Below are 16,523 nucleotides of genomic sequence, written 5' to 3' on the forward strand. Positions count from 1 at the left end.
AAAGCCGTGGGTTACATGCTCGATTGCAGCACTTTCGCATAACTGCCCACTATGGAATGCCGCGAAGACATGAAGCGCAAGAACATTCTTTTCATCATGGCCGATCAGATGGCCGCGCCAATGTTGCCGTTCTACGGCCCGTCGCCGATCAAGCTGCCGCACCTGAGCCGCCTCGCCGCCGAGGGAATGGTATTCGATGCCGCCTACTGCAACAGCCCGCTGTGCGCGCCTTCGCGTTTCACCCTGGTCAGTGGCCAGCTGCCGAGCAAGATCGGCGCCTACGACAACGCCGCGGACTTTCCCGCCGACGTCCCCACCTACGCCCACTACCTGCGCCGCCTGGGCTACCGCACCGCGCTGTCGGGCAAGATGCACTTCTGCGGCCCCGACCAGTTGCACGGCTACGAAGAGCGCCTGACCAGCGATATCTACCCGGCCGACTATGGCTGGGCGGTGAATTGGGACGAGCCGGATGTGCGCCCCAGCTGGTACCACAACATGTCCTCGGTGCTGCAGGCCGGGCCGTGCGTGCGGACCAACCAGCTGGATTTCGACGAAGAGGTGGTGTTCAAGGCCCGCCAGTACCTGTTCGACCATGTGCGCGAAGACGGCGACCGGCCGTTCTGCCTGACCGTGTCGATGACCCACCCGCACGACCCGTACACCATTCCCAAGGCCTTCTGGAACCTGTACCGCGACGAGGACATCCCGTTGCCGCAGACCCCACCCCAGGCCGAGCTCGACCCGCACTCCCAGCGTCTGCTCAAGGTCTACGACCTGTGGGGCAAGCCGCTGCCCGCGGACAAGATCCGCGACGCGCGGCGCGCCTATTTCGGCGCGTGCAGCTATATCGACAGCAACGTCGGCAAACTCCTGGAAACCCTGGAGGAAACCGGGCTGCTCGACGACACCCTCATTGTCTTCTCCGGCGACCATGGCGACATGCTCGGCGAGCGTGGCCTCTGGTACAAAATGCACTGGTTCGAGATGGCCGCGCGGGTGCCGCTGCTGATCAGCGCCCCGGGGCAGTTCGCGGCCGGCCGCGTGGCCAAGGCGGTCTCCACCGCCGACCTGCTGCCGACCCTGGTGGAACTGGCTGGCGGCCAGCTGGAAGCGGGCCTGCCGCTGGATGGCCGCTCCCTGGTGCCGCACCTGCAAGGGCAGGGCGGCCATGACGAAGTCTTCGGCGAGTACATGGCCGAAGGCACCATCGGTCCGCTGATGATGATTCGCCGCGGCCCCTACAAATTCATCTACAGCGAAGACGATCCGTGCCTGCTGTTCGACGTGGCCAACGATCCGCGCGAGCAGGAAGAACTCAGCCAATCGCCACACCATCGCCAGCTGTTCGAGGACTTTCTTCGCGAAGCCCGGGCCAAATGGGATATTCCGCAGATTCACCGACAGGTACTCGCCAGCCAGCGCCGCCGTCGCTTCGTCGCAGGCGCGCTGAGCCTGGGCACACTCAAGAGCTGGGACCACCAGCCGCTGGTCGACGCCAGTGCGCAATACATGCGCAACCACATCGACCTCGACGACCTGGAGCGCAAGGCTCGTTATCCACAACCCTGCCAAAACCAATAAAACGTAAGGGGAAGAGAGCATGCAGAAGTTATCCACAACCGTCGCCGCCACGCTCCTGGCGCTGGGCAGCGTTTCATTCGCGGTCCTGGCCTCGGCCGAGCAGGGTTGCGAGACCGTGAAGATGGCCGATCCGGGCTGGAGCGATATCGCCGCCACCAATGCCATCGCCGGTTTCCTGCTGGACGGCATGGGCTACAAGGCCAAGGTCGACACCCTGGCGGTGCCGATCACCTTCGGCGGGCTGAAGGACGGCCAGGTGGATGTGTTCCTCGGCAACTGGATGCCGGCGCAGCAAGGCTTCTACGACAAGTTCGTGGCCAACGGCGACGTCACCCAGCTGGCGAAGAACCTGGAAGGCACCGAGTTCACCCTGGCGGTGCCGGACTACGTCTGGGACGCCGGTGTGCATGACTTCGCCGACCTGAACCAACACGCGGACAAGTTCGACAAGAAACTCTACGGCATCGGCTCCGGGGCCCCGGCCAACCTGTCGTTGCAGGAGATCATCAAGAAGAACGACTTCGACCTCGGCCAGTGGAAGCTGATCGAGTCCAGCGAGCAGGCGATGCTCGCGGAAGTCTCGCGGGCGGTGAAACGGCAGAAGTTCGTGGTCTTCCTCGGCTGGACCCCGCACCCAATGAACGTGCAGCTGAAAATGCGCTACCTCAAGGGCGGCGAGAAGTACTTCGGCGACACCGGCAGCGTCTACACCCTGACCCGCAAGGGTTACGCCCAGGCCTGCCCGAACGTCGGCAAGCTGCTGACCAACCTGAGCTTCACCCAGGACATGGAGAACAGCATCATGGCCGAGGTGGCGAACAAGAAAGTCAGCAACTTGGATGCGGCCAAGGCCTGGATCAAGGCCAACCCGGCCGTGCTCGACAAATGGCTGGACGGGGTCAAGACCGTCGATGGCCAGGATGCGCTGGCCGCGGTGAAAGCCAAGCTGTAACGCCCACTGTAGGAGCGAGGCTTGCCCGCGATCGGCTACGCAGTAGCCGCAAAAACCTGCGCACGCGTTCCTCCTGAAGGAGCGTGTCGCCCGCATCGCGAGCAAGCTTCGCTCCTACAGGAACCCTGCCGGAATGGCGCAAGCCTTCCGGCAATGCTTTACCCTGACGCCTCGAACCCGCCCATCCGCGAGGACCCATGGCCTGGCCCAATCGCCGTTCACTCCTGCCCTTTCTGAGCTGGCTGCCGCGGCAGACCCGCGCCAGCGTGGGGCGCGACCTGCTGGTGGGCCTGAGCGGCGCCATCCTCGCGTTGCCGCAATCGATCGCCTATGCGCTGATCGCCGGCCTGCCGCCGGAATACGGCTTGTACGCCGCCATCGTCCCGGTGCTGATCGCCTGCCTGTGGGGTTCTTCCTGGCACCTGATCTGCGGCCCGACCGCGGCGATTTCCATCGTCCTCTACGCCAGCGTCAGCCCCCTGGCAGTGCCCGGGTCCCAGGACTACATCACCCTGATCCTGCTGCTGACCCTGCTCGCCGGGATCTTCCAGTGGTTGCTGGGGCTGCTGCGTTTCGGCGCGTTGGTGAACTTCGTCTCGCATTCGGTGGTGCTCGGTTTCACCCTCGGCGCCGCGGTGGTGATCGCCCTCGGGCAGTTGCCCAACCTGCTGGGCCTGGACTTGCCGAGCGAAGCCACGGCGCTGAACAGCCTGACCTCGTTGATCGCCCATCTCGACGCGGTGGATAACCCCTCATTGATCCTGGGCCTGGGCACGCTGCTGGTCGGCGTGGCCCTGAAACTGCTGGTGCCACGCTGGCCCTCGCTGCTGCTCACCCTGGTCCTCAGCGCGCTGGTGGTATGGCTGTGGCCGGCGATGTTCGGCCATGTGCAGCTGGTCAGCGCCTTCACCGGCCGGCTGCCGCCGTTCAGCCCGCTGCCTCTGGACCTGGACATGATCCTGCGCTTGCTGCCCAGCGCGGTGGCCGTGGGCATGCTGGGGCTGGTGACCAGCCTGTCGATCGCCCGCTCGCTGTCGGCGCGCTCCGAACAGCTGCTTGACGCCAACCAGGAAGTACGCGCCCAGGGCCTGTCGAACATCGTCGGCGCGTTCTTCTCCGGTTACCTGTCGTCCGGCTCCTTCACCCGTTCCGGCCTGAGCTACGAGGCCGGCGCCTGTTCGCCCCTGGCAGGGGTGTTCTCGGCGCTGTGGGTGGCCTTGTTCGCGGTGGCCGGCGCGGCGCTGATCGCCCATATCCCGATCCCGGCCATGGCCGGGAGCATTTTGCTGATCTGCTGGGGCCTGGTGGACCACCGCGGCATTCGCGCGCTGTTTCGCGTGAGCCGCGCCGAGTTCGTGGTAATGAGCCTGACCTGCGTCGCCACTTTGCTGCTGGAGTTGCAGACGGCGATCTACGCCGGGGTCCTGGCGTCGCTGTTCTTCTACCTCAAGCGCACCTCGCAACCGCGGGTGCAGCATGGCCGCGAAGGCGACGAGGATATCCTGCGGGTCGGCGGCTCGATCTTTTTCGGCGCCAGCCATTACCTGCAAGTACGCATGCAGCGCTGCCACGCCCCGCGCCTGGTGATCGACGCCCGGCAGATCAACTTCATCGACTATTCCGGGGTCGCCATGCTGCACCAGGAAGCGCGCCGCCTGCTGCGCCAGAACCGCAGCCTGACCCTGCGCCGCGCACGGGCGTCGGTGGTCGAGGAGTTGAGGAAACTCGACGGCGCGGAGCACTGCCCGATCCGCTTTGAGGATTGAGCCGCGCCGCATATCCCTTGTAGGAGCGAGCTTGCTCGCGATAGCCGCGAAGCGGCGGTATATCAACCACACCGCATCATCGTTGACGTTTATCGCGAGCAAGCTCGCTCCTACAGGGGAAGAGATGCGGCGTCAGACCGCCAGCTGGCGCCGCAGTTCGGCCAGCACCGGGGCGGTGTCCGGGCGCACGCCGCGCCACAGGAAGAAGGCTTCCGCCGCCTGTTCGGCGAGCATGCCCAGGCCGTCGATGGCCATCGCCGCGCCGTGCTCGCTGGCCCAACGGCAGAAGACCGTCGGCTCCTTGCCGTACATCATGTCGTAGCAGAGGGTCTTGCCCGGCTCGATCAGGCTGGCGGCAATCGGCGGCACGTCGCCGGTGAGGCTGGCCGAAGTGGCATTGATGATCAGGTCCACCGGCTCGCGCAACCAGTCGAAACCGCTGGCGGACACGGGGCCCAGATCGTCGAACAGCTCGGCCAGCAGCTCGGCCTTTTCCACCGTGCGGTTGGCGACGATCACCGATGCCGGCTGCTCCGCCAGCAACGGTTCCAGCGCGCCGCGCACCGCGCCGCCGGCCCCCAGCAGCAGGATGCGCTTGCCCTTGAGGCCGAAGCCGGCGTTGACCATCAGGTCGCGCACCAGGCCGGCGCCGTCGGTGTTGTCGCCCAGCAGGCTACCGTCGGCGAGTTTGCTCAAGGTGTTCACCGCGCCAGCGCGCTGGGCGCGGGCGGTCAGGCTGTCGGCCAGGCGATAGGCGTCTTCCTTGAACGGCACGGTGACGTTGGCGCCACGCCCTTCGACAAAGAAGTCGCGGGCGCAACCGACGAAATCGTCGAGGGGCGCCAGCAGGGTGGTGTAGGCCAGCTGTTGCGCGGTCTGTTCGGCAAACAGCCGATGAATCAGCGGCGACTTGCTGTGGCCGATCGGATTACCAAAAACGACGTACTGATCCATCTATCAACCCTCATGCACACACCTCCCCCTGTAGGCGCCAGCTTGCTGGCGATAGGGGGCGTCTTTCTTCCAGATCAGGCCGAGCCTGCCAGCCAGTCGCGGTCCTGCAGGAAATATTCGGTCAGGCGCGCTTCTTCGCTGCCCGGCTCGGCTTTCCAGTCGTAGCCCCAGCGCACCTGCGGCGGCAGGGACATGAGGATCGACTCGGTACGCCCGCCCGATTGCAGGCCGAACAGGGTGCCGCGGTCGTAGACCAGGTTGAACTCGACGTAGCGGCCGCGGCGGTATTCCTGGAACTCGCGCTGCTTCTCGGTATAGGCCTGGGCCTTGCGGCGCTGGACGATCGGCAGGTAGGCCTCGATGTAGGCATCGCCGATGGCGCGCATGAAGGCGAAGCTGGTGTCGAAGTCCCACTCGTTGAGGTCGTCGAAGAACAGGCCGCCGATGCCGCGCGGCTCGTTGCGGTGCTTGAGGTGGAAGTAGCTGTCGCACCAGGCCTTGTAGCGCGGGTAGACGTCCGGGCCGAAGGGCGCGCAGGCCTTTTCCGCAACTCGGTGCCAGTGCACGCAGTCCTCGACGTTGCCGTAGTAGGGGGTCAGGTCGAAGCCGCCGCCGAACCACCAGACCGGCTCCTCGCCGGCTTTTTCGGCGATGAAGAACCGCACGTTGGCGTGGGACGTCGGCACATGGGGGTTGTGCGGATGGATCACCAGCGACACCCCCAGCGCCTCGAAACCACGGCCGGCCAGCTCGGGCCGGTGGGCGCTGGCGGACGGCGGCAGGCCGCTGCCGAACACATGGGAAAAGTTGACGCCGCCTTTCTCGATCACGGTGCCGTCGGCAATCACCCGGGTACGCCCACCACCGCCAGCTGGCCGGGTCCAGGCGTCTTCGACGAAGCGCGTCCCGCCGTCTTCGGCTTCCAGGGCGGCGCAAATGCGATCTTGCAGGTCGAGCAGGTAGGCTTTTACGGCCTCGGTGCGGGTTGTCATGGCATCACCTTGAATCGGGCAAAGCTACGCGGCGCCAGGGGTGCAGCCAGGGGGCCTGCGCAAACGGGCGCGTAGCATAACACTGCGCGGGGGCCGGTCGCAGTTGACGACGGTCAAGCATAGGAGTCCGATAAGGCACTTTCGCGACATGACCTGAGGAGAGCAGTGCAGATGGCCAAGCGTATCCAGTTCCGAGCCCATGGCGGCCCCGAAGTGCTCGAATATGTGGACTACCAACCCGCCGAGCCGGGCCCGCAACAGGTCCGCGTCAGCAACAAGGCCATCGGCCTGAACTTCATCGACACCTATTTCCGCAGCGGCCTCTATGCGCCGCCGGCCTTGCCGTCCGGCCTGGGCGCCGAGGGTGCCGGGGTGGTCGAGGCCGTGGGCAGCGCCGTGACCCGCTTCAAGGTCGGCGACCGCGTGGCCTACGGCAGCGGCCCGCTGGGCGCCTACAGCGATGTGCATGTACTGCCCGCCGACAACCTGGTGCACCTGCCCGACAGCATCGGCTTCGAACAAGCCGCCGGGATGATGCTCAAGGGCCTGACCGTGCAGTACCTGCTGCGCCAGACCTATGTGCTCAAGGGCGGCGAAACCGTGCTGTTCCACGCCGCGGCCGGCGGCGTCGGGCTGATCGCCTGCCAATGGGCCAAGGCCCTGGGCGTGAAACTGATCGGTACCGTCAGTTCGCCGGAAAAGGCCGCCCTGGCCAAATCCCTCGGTGCCTGGGAAACCATCGACTACAGCCATGAAGACGTGGCCAAGCGCGTGCTGGAACTGACCGACGGCAAGAAATGCCCGGTGGTCTACGACGGCGTGGGCAAGGACACCTGGCTGACGTCCCTGGACTGCCTGCAACCGCGGGGCCTGATGGTCAGCTTCGGCAATGCCTCGGGCGCGGTGGACGGAGTCAACCTGGGGATCCTGGCGGCCAAGGGCTCGCTGTACGTGACGCGCCCGTCCATGGCGGCCTACGCCAACAATGCCGAAAACCTGCAGGCCATGGCCGACGACCTGTTCGCCATGGTCGCCAGCGGCAAGCTGAAGATCGAGATCGGCCGGCGCTATCCGCTGGCGGACGCGGCGACGGCGCAGACCGAACTGGCGGCGCGACGCACCACGGGGTCGACCATCCTGTTGCCGTAACGGCTATCGCTGTAGGAGCCCGCTTGCTGGCGATCCAGGCAACGCGCTGGATCTATCGCGAGCAAGCTCGCTCCTACACCGTGACGGGAGGTATCAGGCCGGACGAACGATCTTGCCGGTCGCCAGGTCGCGGATCAGGCTCGGGTTCTTGCGCCCGCCCAGGCTGCCGCCCAGGACCATGTCCAGATCCCCGCGGAAATACTGCTCGACCCGAATCCGCGTACGAGCGGCAGGGCGGCCCTGGGGGTTGGCCGAGGTGGAAATCAGCGGCCCCACCAACGCGCACAACTCACGCACCTGCGGATGATCGCTGACCCGCAGCGCCACGGTGTCGTGGACCCCGGTGACCCACTCCGGCAACAGGTCCTGATGGGGCACCAGCCAGGTATTCGGCCCCGGCCAGGTGCTGGCCATGCGGTCGAGCCATTCCTGGGGGAAGTCCTCGAACAGGAAGTCGAACTGGCGGATGTTGTCGGCGATCAGGATCAGGCCTTTATCCACAGACCGCGACTTGATGGCCAGCAAGCGATCCACCGCCTCTTCGTTCCACGGGTCGCACCCCAGCCCCCAGACCGCTTCGGTTGGATAGGCAATCACCGCCCCTGCGCGAATTTCTCGTGCGGCTTGTTGCACACGCCAACTGCTGACCATTGCTGACTCTCCGGATTAAGGCTGTGCGCAGTTTACCGATCTTGCTTATAAAACCTAGCTCAGCCTCGCAAACCAGCGGCCGCCTTCGCTGACCGCGCAGCCTTCCAGCTCCAGTTCGGTGAGCGCCGCCAGCACTTTGGCGAGCCCCCAGCCGCTGGCACCAACCAACTCCTCGCTGGTCTGCGGCGCGGCATGCAACAGCGCCAGCAACGGATGAACGGGTGCGACCGGGGACGGAGCTGTGGATAACGGCAGCCGTTGCCAGCCCCGCAGGGCTTCGAGGATATGTTCGATGGTTTCCACCAGCACCGCGCCATCGCGAATCAACTGGTGGCAACCCCGGGCCCCGGGGTGATGGATCGACCCCGGAATCGCGTACACCTCACGGCCTTGCTCGGCGGCCAGCCGGGCGGTGATCAGCGAACCGCTGGCGACACTGGCCTCCACCACCAGCACACCGAGGGACAGGCCGCTGATGATCCGGTTGCGCCGGGGAAAGTGACTGGGGTGGGCGCCGGTCTCCAGCGGAAACTCGGAAACCACCGCGCTGCCCTGGGCAATCATTGCCTCGGCCAGCCGCCGGTTGCGCTGTGGATAAAAATTTTCCAGGCCAGTGCCCAACACGCCCACGGTTTGCCCGCCGACGTCCAGCGCGGCCTGGTGCGCCGCGCCATCGATACCCAGCGCCAGGCCGCTGGTGATGACAAAACCGGCCGCGGCCAGGCTGCGGGAAAACGCCGCGGCGGTGTCCATGCCGGGCCGCGAAGCACGGCGGCTGCCGACCACTGCCAGTTGCGGTTTTTCCAGGATCCGCGGGTCGCCGGCGACAAACAGCAGCGGCGGCGCGTCGGCGATTTCACGCAGCAGCGCCGGGTAGTCGGGCTGGTCCCACATCAGTAAATGCTGGCCCGGGCGCGTCAGCCAGGCCAGGGCATGGCTGGCGCCGTCGCGAACCAGGGTATTGCGGCGCGACTCGGCCGCGATCGCGGGCAAGCCCAAGGCACGCCAGGCACTGGCCGGCGCACTGAGGGCCCGGGAGGCCGAACCGAACGCTTCGAGCAGGACCAAGAAGCGCTTCGGCCCCAGCTCCGGTAAGCGCTGCAAACGTAGACGGGCTTCCAGTTCCGCGGGGGAAACCGGAGCCCGGGCAGGCAGTGACATGGGATCGTCCTTGATCTTCATAAGCCCAGTGGCGACCGGGACAAGCTGTGGATAACTCTGTTGGTAACTTGTTGAGGGTTTTACGGGTTGCGTACTTTGTCCAGCACCGCCAGGGAGTGCGAAGCATTGAGCACCAGGCCGTAGCTGAGCTTGTCGTACGTACGGAAAACCATCAGCAGACCGGCGCGTTCGTCCGGCATTTTCAGCGAACCGCCGGCCACCCGGTCGCGCACGGTTTCGCCGGTTTTCATCACCGCCAGCACATTGCCTTCGACGAGGCCATCGCGCCGTCCCTTGTTCAGCGTCACCACATCCAGCGCGCCGATCTGGGTGACGCCCCGCGGTACGTCGATGATCAAGCCGTCCACCGCCTGACTCGGCGGGCTCGGGGCGAAGGTGGCGTTGACCGCCCGCGGCTCGCCACCGAACAAGCGGTCGCCCAGGCGCACTTCCTGGGTGGTGCGCTGCAATCGCAGGGTGGCGATATCGCCTTCGACCGCAACCACCTCGCCGCCGCCGATCTCGTCGGCGTTGATCCCCAGCAGCTCGCCGCTCTGTGGGTCGGTATACGTCTTGCCCTGGCGGAAGATGCCGTAGGCGGGTCGTTCCGGGTCGAAGCGGCCGCGGGCGAAGATCCGGTCGCCAGTCCCGCTGAGCACCCGCTCGGCATCGCCGGCGACGACGTAGGGCGCGCTGGCGAACGCGTCGGCCCCTTCGAGGATGCGGTTGCCCAGCAGGAAACTGTCGATGGCCTGCAATGGAATGCTCGGGATCGCCTCGGCCAGCGGCGTGCGACGCACCTGCGGCGACAGCTTGAGGGTGCCGTGCGAGGCGCCGCGCTCCAGGGTCAGGCGCGGTTCGCCGGCGACCCGCACCAGCGCCAGGGAATCGCCGGGGTAGATCCGCGAGGGGTCGGCAACATTGGAATTGGCCTGCCAGAGCGCCGGCCATTGCCAGGGATCGCGCAAAAAGCGGCTGGCGATGCTCCACAGGGTATCGCCCGCCACCACCGTGTAGCGCTGTGGATGGTCCTCCCGGAGCGGCACCTGGGCCTGGCCGATACCGGCCCAGCCCATGAGCAGCAAGGCGAGTAGTGATTTCCTCATGCGGTGAATCCCTTTATCATGTGCGTTCGCGTGAAACGCCAGAGCCCGCGGGCTCACTGCTCCTGACCGAGCACGTTTTACAACGGTTGCCCGGTCCACAACCCGCAAGGCCTCCGACTCCGAACTCACTTCACACGTGCAGCAATTACGCTTATGGCCATTTTAAACATCCTCGAATTCCCCGACTCGCGCCTGCGCACTATCGCCAAACCAGTGGCCGTAGTGGACGACGAAGTGCGTCAGTTGGTCGACGACATGTTTGAAACAATGTATGAGGCGCCCGGCATCGGCCTGGCCGCTACCCAGGTCAACGTGCACAAGCGCATCGTGGTCATGGACCTGTCCGAAGACCGCAGCGAGCCGCGGGTTTTCATCAACCCCGAGTTCGAACCGCTGACCGACGAAATGGGCCAGTATCAGGAAGGCTGCCTGTCGGTGCCGGGCTTCTACGAAAACGTCGATCGCCCGCAACGCGTGAAAATCAAGGCCCTGGACCGTGACGGCAAGCCTTACGAGCTGATTGCCGAGGGCCTGCTCGCGGTGTGCATCCAGCACGAATGCGACCACCTGAACGGCAAATTGTTCGTCGATTACCTGTCCACGCTCAAACGCGACCGGATCAAGAAGAAACTGGAAAAGCAGCATCGCCAGCAGGCTTGATCCTCTTCTTCCAAAGGCTTGCAGCGGCAAGCCTTTTTCTTTTCCGCGTATGACTACCGAGAATTCCCCATGACTGAGCCACTGCGCATCGTCTTTGCCGGCACCCCGGAATTTGCCGCCGAACACCTCAAGGCCCTGCTCGCCAGCCCCTACGAGATCGTCGCGGTCTACACCCAGCCGGACCGGCCGGCCGGGCGCGGGCAAAAGCTGATGCCGAGCCCGGTCAAGCAGCTGGCGCTGGAACACGCCATCCCGGTGCTGCAACCGCCGACCCTGCGCAATCCCGAGGCCCAGGCCGAACTGGCGGCCCTCAAGCCGGACCTGATGGTGGTGGTCGCCTACGGCCTGATCCTGCCGCAGGCGGTGCTGGATATCCCCCGCCTGGGCTGCATCAACAGCCATGCGTCGCTGCTGCCGCGCTGGCGCGGGGCGGCGCCGATCCAGCGCGCCGTGGAAGCCGGCGACGCGCAAAGCGGCGTGACCGTGATGCGTATGGAAGCCGGCCTGGACACCGGGCCGATGCTGCTCAAGGTCAGCACCCCGATCAGCGCCGACGACACCGGCGGCAGCCTGCATGACCGTCTCGCCGAGATGGGCCCACCGGCCGTGGTGCAGGCCATCGCTGGCCTCGCCGCCGGGACGCTGCAAGGCGAAGTGCAAGACGACAGCCTGGCCACCTACGCCCACAAGCTGAACAAGGACGAAGCGCGGATCGACTGGAACCGTCCGGCGGTGGAACTGGAACGCCTGGTGCGGGCCTTCAACCCCTGGCCGATCTGCCACAGCAGCCTGAACGGCGAAGCCCTGAAGGTGCTGGCCGCCAGCCTTGGCGAAGGCCGGGGCGTACCGGGGACCATCCTCGGCGCCAGCAAGGACGGCCTGCTGGTTGCCTGTGGCGAACAGGCGCTGTGCCTGACCCGTCTGCAACTGCCCGGCGGCAAGGCGCTGAACTTCAGCGACCTGTTCAATAGCCGTCGCGAGAAGTTCGCCATCGGCAGCGTGCTCGGCCAAGCGGCGGACGCCCAATGAACCCGCGTCTGGCCGCCGCCAAGGCCCTGACCTCGGTCCTCAACGGCAAAGCCTCGCTCAACAGCTCGCTGCCGACCCAGCTGGACAAGGTCGACGCGCGCGATCGCGGCCTCACCCAGGACCTGGCCTTCGGCACCGCGCGCTGGCAGCCACGGCTGGCGGCGCTGGCGGCCAAGCTGTTGCAGAAACAGTTCAAGGCCGCCGACGCCGACGTCGAGGCCCTGCTGCTGGTGGGCCTCTATCAGTTGCTCTACACCCGTGTCCCGGCCCACGCCGCCATCGGCGAAACCGTGGGCTGCGCCGACAAGCTGAAAAAGCCCTGGGCCAAGGCCCTGATCAACGCCGTGCTGCGCCGCGCCCAGCGCGAGAGCGAAGCGCTACTGGCCGAACTGGAGCGCGATCCGGTGGTACGCACCGCCCATCCGCGCTGGCTGCAAAAATCCCTCAAGGCGTTCTGGCCCGAACAGTGGGAAGCCATCTGCGCCGCCAACAATGCCCACCCGCCGATGATCCTGCGGGTCAACCGCCGTCACCACACCCGGGACGCCTACCTGGCACTGCTGGCCGACGCCGGCGTGGCGGCCAAGGCCTGCGTCTACAGCCAGGACGGCATCGTGCTCGACGAGGCCGCCGATGTGCGCAGCCTGCCGGGCTTCGCCGAAGGCTGGATCAGCGTGCAGGACGAAGCCGCGCAACTTTCCGCCGAGCTGCTGGAGCTGGCGCCCGGGCAGCGGGTGCTGGATGCCTGCTGCGCGCCCGGCGGCAAGACCTGCCACATCCTCGAAGTCGAGCCTGCGCTGGCCGGCGTGGTGGCGGTGGACCTGGAAGCCAAGCGCCTGGTGCGGGTGCGGGAAAACCTCGACCGCCTGGGGCTGGACGCCGAGCTGATCGCCGCCGACGGCCGCGACACCGCCACCTGGTGGGACGGCAAGCCGTTCCAGCGCATCCTGCTGGACGCGCCGTGTTCGGCCACCGGGGTAATCCGCCGCCACCCGGACATCAAGCTCACCCGTCAGCCCGACGACATCGTCGCCCTGGCCACCCTGCAAGGCGAACTGTTGGACGCCATGTGGTCGACCCTGGAGGTCGGCGGCATCCTGCTGTACGCCACCTGCTCGACCCTGCCGACTGAAAACACCGAGGTCATCGCAGCGTTCCTGGGACGCACCCCGGGCGCTCGCGAACTGGACATCGCCGGGCAACTGGGTCAGCCTGCGGCCGGCCTGAAGCAGCCCCACGGGCGCCAGCTGCTGGCGCAAGAGGGCGGCCACGACGGGTTCTATTACGCCAAGCTGATCAAGATCGCCGCCGCGCGCGGTTAAGAAAGGTTTTAAGGGAGTGAGCGGATGAAAATCATCATCCTCGGAGCAGGGCAGGTGGGCGGTACCCTGGCGGAGCATCTGGCCAGCGAAGCCAACGACATCACGGTGGTCGACACCGACGGCGAACGCCTGCGCGACCTCGGCGACCGCCTGGACATCCGCACCGTCCAGGGCCGTGCTTCGTTCCCGACGGTGCTGCGCCAGGCCGGCGCCGACGACGCCGACATGCTGGTCGCGGTGACCAACAGCGACGAAACCAACATGGTCGCCTGCCAGGTCGCCCACACCCTGTTCCACACCCCGACCAAGATCGCCCGCGTGCGCGAAGCGGCCTACCTGACCCGCGCTGGGCTGTTCGACAACGACGCGATTCCGGTCGACGTGCTGATCAGCCCCGAGCAAGTGGTGACCCACTACATCAAGCGCCTGATCGAACACCCCGGTGCCCTGCAGGTGATCGACTTCGCCGAGGGCAAGGCCCAACTGGTGGCGGTCAAGGCCTATTACGGCGGGCCGCTGGTGGGCCAGCAACTGCGCCAGCTGCGCGAACACATGCCCAACGGCGATACCCGCGTCGCGGCGATCTTCCGGCGCGACCGAGCGATCATGCCCAAGGGCGATACGGTGATCGAAGCCGACGACGAAGTGTTCTTCATCGCCGCCAAGGCCCATATCCGCGCAGTGATGAGCGAGATGCGCCGCCTCGACGAGTCGTACAAGCGCATTGTCATCGCCGGCGGCGGACAAATCGGCGAACGCCTGGCCGAGGCCATCGAAAGCCGCTACCAGGTCAAGATCATCGAGATGAACCCGGCGCGCTGCCGTTACCTCTCGGACACCCTGGACAGCACCGTGGTCTTGCAGGGCAGCGCCTCGGACCGCGACCTGCTGCTGGAAGAAAACATCGCCGACGCCGACATCTTCCTGGCCCTGACCAACGACGACGAGGCCAACATCATGTCTTCGCTCCTGGCCAAGCGCCTGGGGGCGAAAAAGGTGATGACCATCATCAACAACCCGGCCTATGTCGATCTGATCCAGGGCGGCGACATCGATATCGCCATCAGCCCGCAACTGGCCACCATCGGCACCCTGCTGGCCCACGTGCGCCGCGGCGATATCGTCAGCGTGCACTCGCTGCGGCGCGGTGCGGCGGAAGCCATCGAGGCGATTGCCCATGGCGACGCGAAGTCGAGCAAGGTCATCGGCCGCGCCATCGAAAACATCGTGCTGCCGCCGGGCACCACCATCGGCGCGATCATCCGCGACGAGGAAGTGCTGATCGCCCACGACGACACGGTGATCGAAGCCGGCGACCACGTGATCCTGTTCCTTGTGGATAAAAAACATATCCGCGATGTGGAGAAGTTGTTCCACGTGGGATTGAGTTTCTTCTGATCCCGGGCCTGCGTTGCCGGGGCCGGCCAATCGCGAGCAAGCTCGCTCCTACAAGGATTGCACCGTACTTGTAGGAGCGAGCTTGCTCGCGATAGCTCTCTCGAACACGCCACATCACCACCGAAGGAACCCGCTCATGCTCGAATCCCTGGAAAAAATGCTCGCCAAGGGTGTGGATAACTCGCTGCTGCGCTTCGGCCTGGGCAAGGGTTATCTGGATCTGCACGAATACGCCAAGGCCGCCGAGCACCTGCAACGTTGCGTCGCGTTCGACCCGAAGTACTCGGCGGCGTGGAAGCTGCTGGGCAAGGCCTGGCTGGGGCTGGAGGATTACCCGGCGGCGCGCGGCGCCTGGGAGCAGGGCCTGGAAGCGGCCCGCGGGCATGGCGACAAGCAGGCGGAAAAAGAGATGACGGTGTTTCTCAAGAAGCTCGGGCGCCAGGCTCAAGGTTAAGGCATTCCCTGTAGCCGCTGCCGCAGGCTGCGATAAGGCCCGAAGGGCCTTCCAAGGGCTTCAAGAGCACGTCTCCTGCGGAGCCGATCGCAGCCTTTGGCAGCGGCTACAGGCAGGCGCCCAGCGCACCGCACGGTTTCACAGGTAACGCAGGCCAATCCCCTCGGCATCCACCAGCACCACCTCCATCTTCACTCGCGGCGCGGTCATCGGCAGGCCTTGCACCTGGCCATAGACCACCGCGCCCTTGGGCAACGCCGCCAGCACCGGGTGCTGGACGTAGACCCCGCTGGCCGACAGGTTGCGCGTCTGCCCCAGACACTCGCCGAAGCTTTCGTGCTGGATCTTGATCCTCAGGGATTTGCGCGAATCGGGCATATGCTGTGCTCTGCTTCAGCCTTTGTGGATAACCTTGGGCCCAAGGTTATCCACAGATCGTGCCAGACGGGTCAGTACCAGCGTTCTTCGCCGGGCGGACGTTTCTTGAAACGCTTCATGCTCCACATGTACTGGCTCGGATACGCCCCCACATAGCGCTCGACCACCTGGCTCATCGCCGCGCAGGACGTCTCGGTATCGGTGCTGTACATCGCTTCCGGCGCGGCTTCCAGGATCACTTTGTAGCCGGAACCGTCGGGCAGGCGCAGGGCATGCAGGAACACCCCGACCGCCTTGCCGCCGGCGAGCATGTTCGGCACGAACTTGCTGGTCAGCGCCTTGGTGGCGAAGAAGGGCACGAAGATCCCCGCGGATTCGGCCGGTTCCGGGTCGGCGGGAATACCCACCGCACCGCCTTTGCGCACTTCCTTGATGACGCTGAGGATGCCTTCCTTGGTCGAGGCCGCCACCCGGTTGCCCAGCTGGACTCGCTGTTTGCGCAGCAGCTCGTCCACCGCCTTGAGCTTCGGCGGACGGTAGAAAATGATCGGTTTGCACTGGCTGCAATAGAAGTGGTTGAGCACTTCCCAGTTGCCCAGGTGGCTGGTGATGCCGACCACGCCCTTGCCCGAGGCCAGGGCTTCCTTGAGCACCTCCAGGCCCTCGACTTCCCGCACCAGGGCGATCGAGCGCTCGGCCGGCCAGATCCAGGCGCAGGCGCTTTCGGTCAGCGACTTGCCGATGTCTTTCAGGCTCTGCCCCACCAAACGCTCGCGTTCGGCGGCGTCCATCTGCGGAAAGCATTTGGCCAGGTTGATCCGCACCACGTCGCGGGAGCGGTTGGGGGTCTTCCACATGATCCAGCCGATGGCCGAACCGACCGCCTGCACCGCGCGCCAGGGCAGCAGGGCGAACAATCGCAGAGCGCCCACCAGCAGGGCGCCTTTAAACTTTTCCACAGGTGACT

General features: G+C 65.8%; 16 protein-coding genes. 9 read left to right on the forward strand and 7 right to left on the reverse strand.

Annotated features, from left to right (window positions below):
- The first annotated feature begins 69 nt into the window (after positions 1–69).
- The 3 genes from betC (at position 70) to BTN82_RS27765 (ending at position 4,302) form a co-directional block, all read left to right on the forward strand.
- Entirely contained in the window at positions 70–1,584 is a 1,515-nt protein-coding gene (gene betC / locus BTN82_RS27755) for a choline-sulfatase (RefSeq protein ID WP_075122216.1), read from the forward strand.
- A 19-nt stretch (positions 1,585–1,603) separates the two neighbouring features.
- On the forward strand, positions 1,604–2,536 hold the full coding sequence (gene choX / locus BTN82_RS27760; protein ID WP_075122217.1) for a choline ABC transporter substrate-binding protein: 933 nt from the start codon (positions 1,604–1,606) through the stop codon (positions 2,534–2,536).
- Positions 2,537–2,733: 197 nt separating this feature from the next.
- Complete coding sequence (locus tag BTN82_RS27765) at positions 2,734–4,302, forward strand: SulP family inorganic anion transporter (RefSeq protein ID WP_075122218.1); 1,569 nt, start codon at positions 2,734–2,736, stop codon at positions 4,300–4,302.
- Positions 4,303–4,434: 132 nt separating this feature from the next.
- Here BTN82_RS27765 and aroE read toward each other — a convergent pair whose 3' ends face one another.
- Positions 4,435–5,256 (reverse strand): shikimate dehydrogenase, encoded by an 822-nt coding sequence (gene aroE, locus BTN82_RS27770; RefSeq protein WP_075122219.1) that lies wholly within the window; start codon positions 5,254–5,256, stop codon positions 4,435–4,437.
- A 74-nt stretch (positions 5,257–5,330) separates the two neighbouring features.
- Positions 5,331–6,248, reverse strand: a complete 918-nt coding sequence (gene hemF / locus BTN82_RS27775) for an oxygen-dependent coproporphyrinogen oxidase (protein ID WP_075122220.1) — start codon at positions 6,246–6,248, stop codon at positions 5,331–5,333.
- Between the two features lie 171 nt (positions 6,249–6,419).
- On the opposite strand from hemF, the gene BTN82_RS27780 reads away from it, so the two are divergent.
- The gene (locus BTN82_RS27780) at positions 6,420–7,397 is read left to right on the forward strand and encodes an NADPH:quinone reductase (protein ID WP_075122221.1); all 978 of its coding nucleotides are present in this window, start codon (positions 6,420–6,422) and stop codon (positions 7,395–7,397) included.
- A gap of 93 nt (positions 7,398–7,490) precedes the next feature.
- Here the strand turns inward: BTN82_RS27780 and BTN82_RS27785 are convergent, their stop codons facing one another.
- The 3 genes from BTN82_RS27785 to BTN82_RS27795 form a co-directional block, all read right to left on the reverse strand.
- Positions 7,491–8,048, reverse strand: coding sequence for an L-threonylcarbamoyladenylate synthase (locus BTN82_RS27785; protein WP_075122222.1), 558 nt, complete (start codon positions 8,046–8,048; stop codon positions 7,491–7,493).
- A gap of 54 nt (positions 8,049–8,102) precedes the next feature.
- A complete protein-coding gene (gene dprA / locus BTN82_RS27790) occupies positions 8,103–9,209 on the reverse strand; it encodes a DNA-processing protein DprA (protein ID WP_075122280.1) in 1,107 nt (368 codons plus the stop codon).
- 80 nt (positions 9,210–9,289) lie between these two features.
- A complete protein-coding gene (locus BTN82_RS27795; protein ID WP_075122223.1) occupies positions 9,290–10,315 on the reverse strand; it encodes a LysM peptidoglycan-binding domain-containing protein in 1,026 nt (341 codons plus the stop codon).
- 153 nt (positions 10,316–10,468) lie between these two features.
- Between BTN82_RS27795 and def the strand changes: the two genes are divergently transcribed.
- The 5 genes from def to BTN82_RS27820 all read left to right on the forward strand — a co-directional run bounded on the left by def (position 10,469) and on the right by BTN82_RS27820 (position 15,178).
- Positions 10,469–10,975, forward strand: coding sequence for a peptide deformylase (gene def / locus BTN82_RS27800; protein WP_075122224.1), 507 nt, complete (start codon positions 10,469–10,471; stop codon positions 10,973–10,975).
- A gap of 69 nt (positions 10,976–11,044) precedes the next feature.
- On the forward strand, positions 11,045–12,004 hold the full coding sequence (gene fmt, locus BTN82_RS27805) for a methionyl-tRNA formyltransferase (protein WP_075122225.1): 960 nt from the start codon (positions 11,045–11,047) through the stop codon (positions 12,002–12,004).
- Positions 12,001–13,326: a 16S rRNA (cytosine(967)-C(5))-methyltransferase RsmB gene (gene rsmB, locus BTN82_RS27810; protein ID WP_075122226.1), complete on the forward strand. Its 1,326-nt coding sequence runs from the start codon at positions 12,001–12,003 to the stop codon at positions 13,324–13,326. Before fmt ends, rsmB begins: the two co-directional genes overlap by 4 nt.
- A 24-nt stretch (positions 13,327–13,350) precedes the next feature.
- On the forward strand, positions 13,351–14,724 hold the full coding sequence (gene trkA, locus BTN82_RS27815; protein ID WP_075122227.1) for a Trk system potassium transporter TrkA: 1,374 nt from the start codon (positions 13,351–13,353) through the stop codon (positions 14,722–14,724).
- Positions 14,725–14,860: 136 nt separating this feature from the next.
- Entirely contained in the window at positions 14,861–15,178 is a 318-nt protein-coding gene (locus BTN82_RS27820; RefSeq protein ID WP_075122228.1) for a tetratricopeptide repeat protein, read from the forward strand.
- 138 nt (positions 15,179–15,316) lie between these two features.
- On the opposite strand, the gene BTN82_RS27825 is transcribed toward BTN82_RS27820, so the two are convergent.
- The gene (locus BTN82_RS27825) at positions 15,317–15,556 is read right to left on the reverse strand and encodes a pilus assembly protein PilZ (protein WP_075122229.1); all 240 of its coding nucleotides are present in this window, start codon (positions 15,554–15,556) and stop codon (positions 15,317–15,319) included.
- Positions 15,557–15,627: 71 nt separating this feature from the next.
- A complete protein-coding gene (locus tag BTN82_RS27830; protein WP_075122230.1) occupies positions 15,628–16,515 on the reverse strand; it encodes a lysophospholipid acyltransferase in 888 nt (295 codons plus the stop codon).
- Positions 16,516–16,523: the final 8 nt, after the last annotated feature.

The sequence above is a fragment of the Pseudomonas chlororaphis genome (genome assembly GCF_001921865.1).
Lineage (GTDB): Bacteria > Pseudomonadota > Gammaproteobacteria > Pseudomonadales > Pseudomonadaceae > Aquipseudomonas > Aquipseudomonas chlororaphis_D.

Coding starts and splice junctions, on each gene's coding strand:
- betC (WP_075122216.1), top strand. CDS start 70: ATGAAGCGCAAGAACATTCTTTTCATCATGGCCGATCAGATGGCCGCG.
- choX (WP_075122217.1), top strand. CDS start 1,604: ATGCAGAAGTTATCCACAACCGTCGCCGCCACGCTCCTGGCGCTGGGC.
- BTN82_RS27765 (WP_075122218.1), top strand. CDS start 2,734: ATGGCCTGGCCCAATCGCCGTTCACTCCTGCCCTTTCTGAGCTGGCTG.
- aroE (WP_075122219.1), bottom strand. CDS start 5,256: ATGGATCAGTACGTCGTTTTTGGTAATCCGATCGGCCACAGCAAGTCG.
- hemF (WP_075122220.1), bottom strand. CDS start 6,248: ATGACAACCCGCACCGAGGCCGTAAAAGCCTACCTGCTCGACCTGCAA.
- BTN82_RS27780 (WP_075122221.1), top strand. CDS start 6,420: ATGGCCAAGCGTATCCAGTTCCGAGCCCATGGCGGCCCCGAAGTGCTC.
- BTN82_RS27785 (WP_075122222.1), bottom strand. CDS start 8,048: ATGGTCAGCAGTTGGCGTGTGCAACAAGCCGCACGAGAAATTCGCGCA.
- dprA (WP_075122280.1), bottom strand. CDS start 9,209: ATGTCACTGCCTGCCCGGGCTCCGGTTTCCCCCGCGGAACTGGAAGCC.
- BTN82_RS27795 (WP_075122223.1), bottom strand. CDS start 10,315: ATGAGGAAATCACTACTCGCCTTGCTGCTCATGGGCTGGGCCGGTATC.
- def (WP_075122224.1), top strand. CDS start 10,469: ATGGCCATTTTAAACATCCTCGAATTCCCCGACTCGCGCCTGCGCACT.
- fmt (WP_075122225.1), top strand. CDS start 11,045: ATGACTGAGCCACTGCGCATCGTCTTTGCCGGCACCCCGGAATTTGCC.
- rsmB (WP_075122226.1), top strand. CDS start 12,001: ATGAACCCGCGTCTGGCCGCCGCCAAGGCCCTGACCTCGGTCCTCAAC.
- trkA (WP_075122227.1), top strand. CDS start 13,351: ATGAAAATCATCATCCTCGGAGCAGGGCAGGTGGGCGGTACCCTGGCG.
- BTN82_RS27820 (WP_075122228.1), top strand. CDS start 14,861: ATGCTCGAATCCCTGGAAAAAATGCTCGCCAAGGGTGTGGATAACTCG.
- BTN82_RS27825 (WP_075122229.1), bottom strand. CDS start 15,556: ATGCCCGATTCGCGCAAATCCCTGAGGATCAAGATCCAGCACGAAAGC.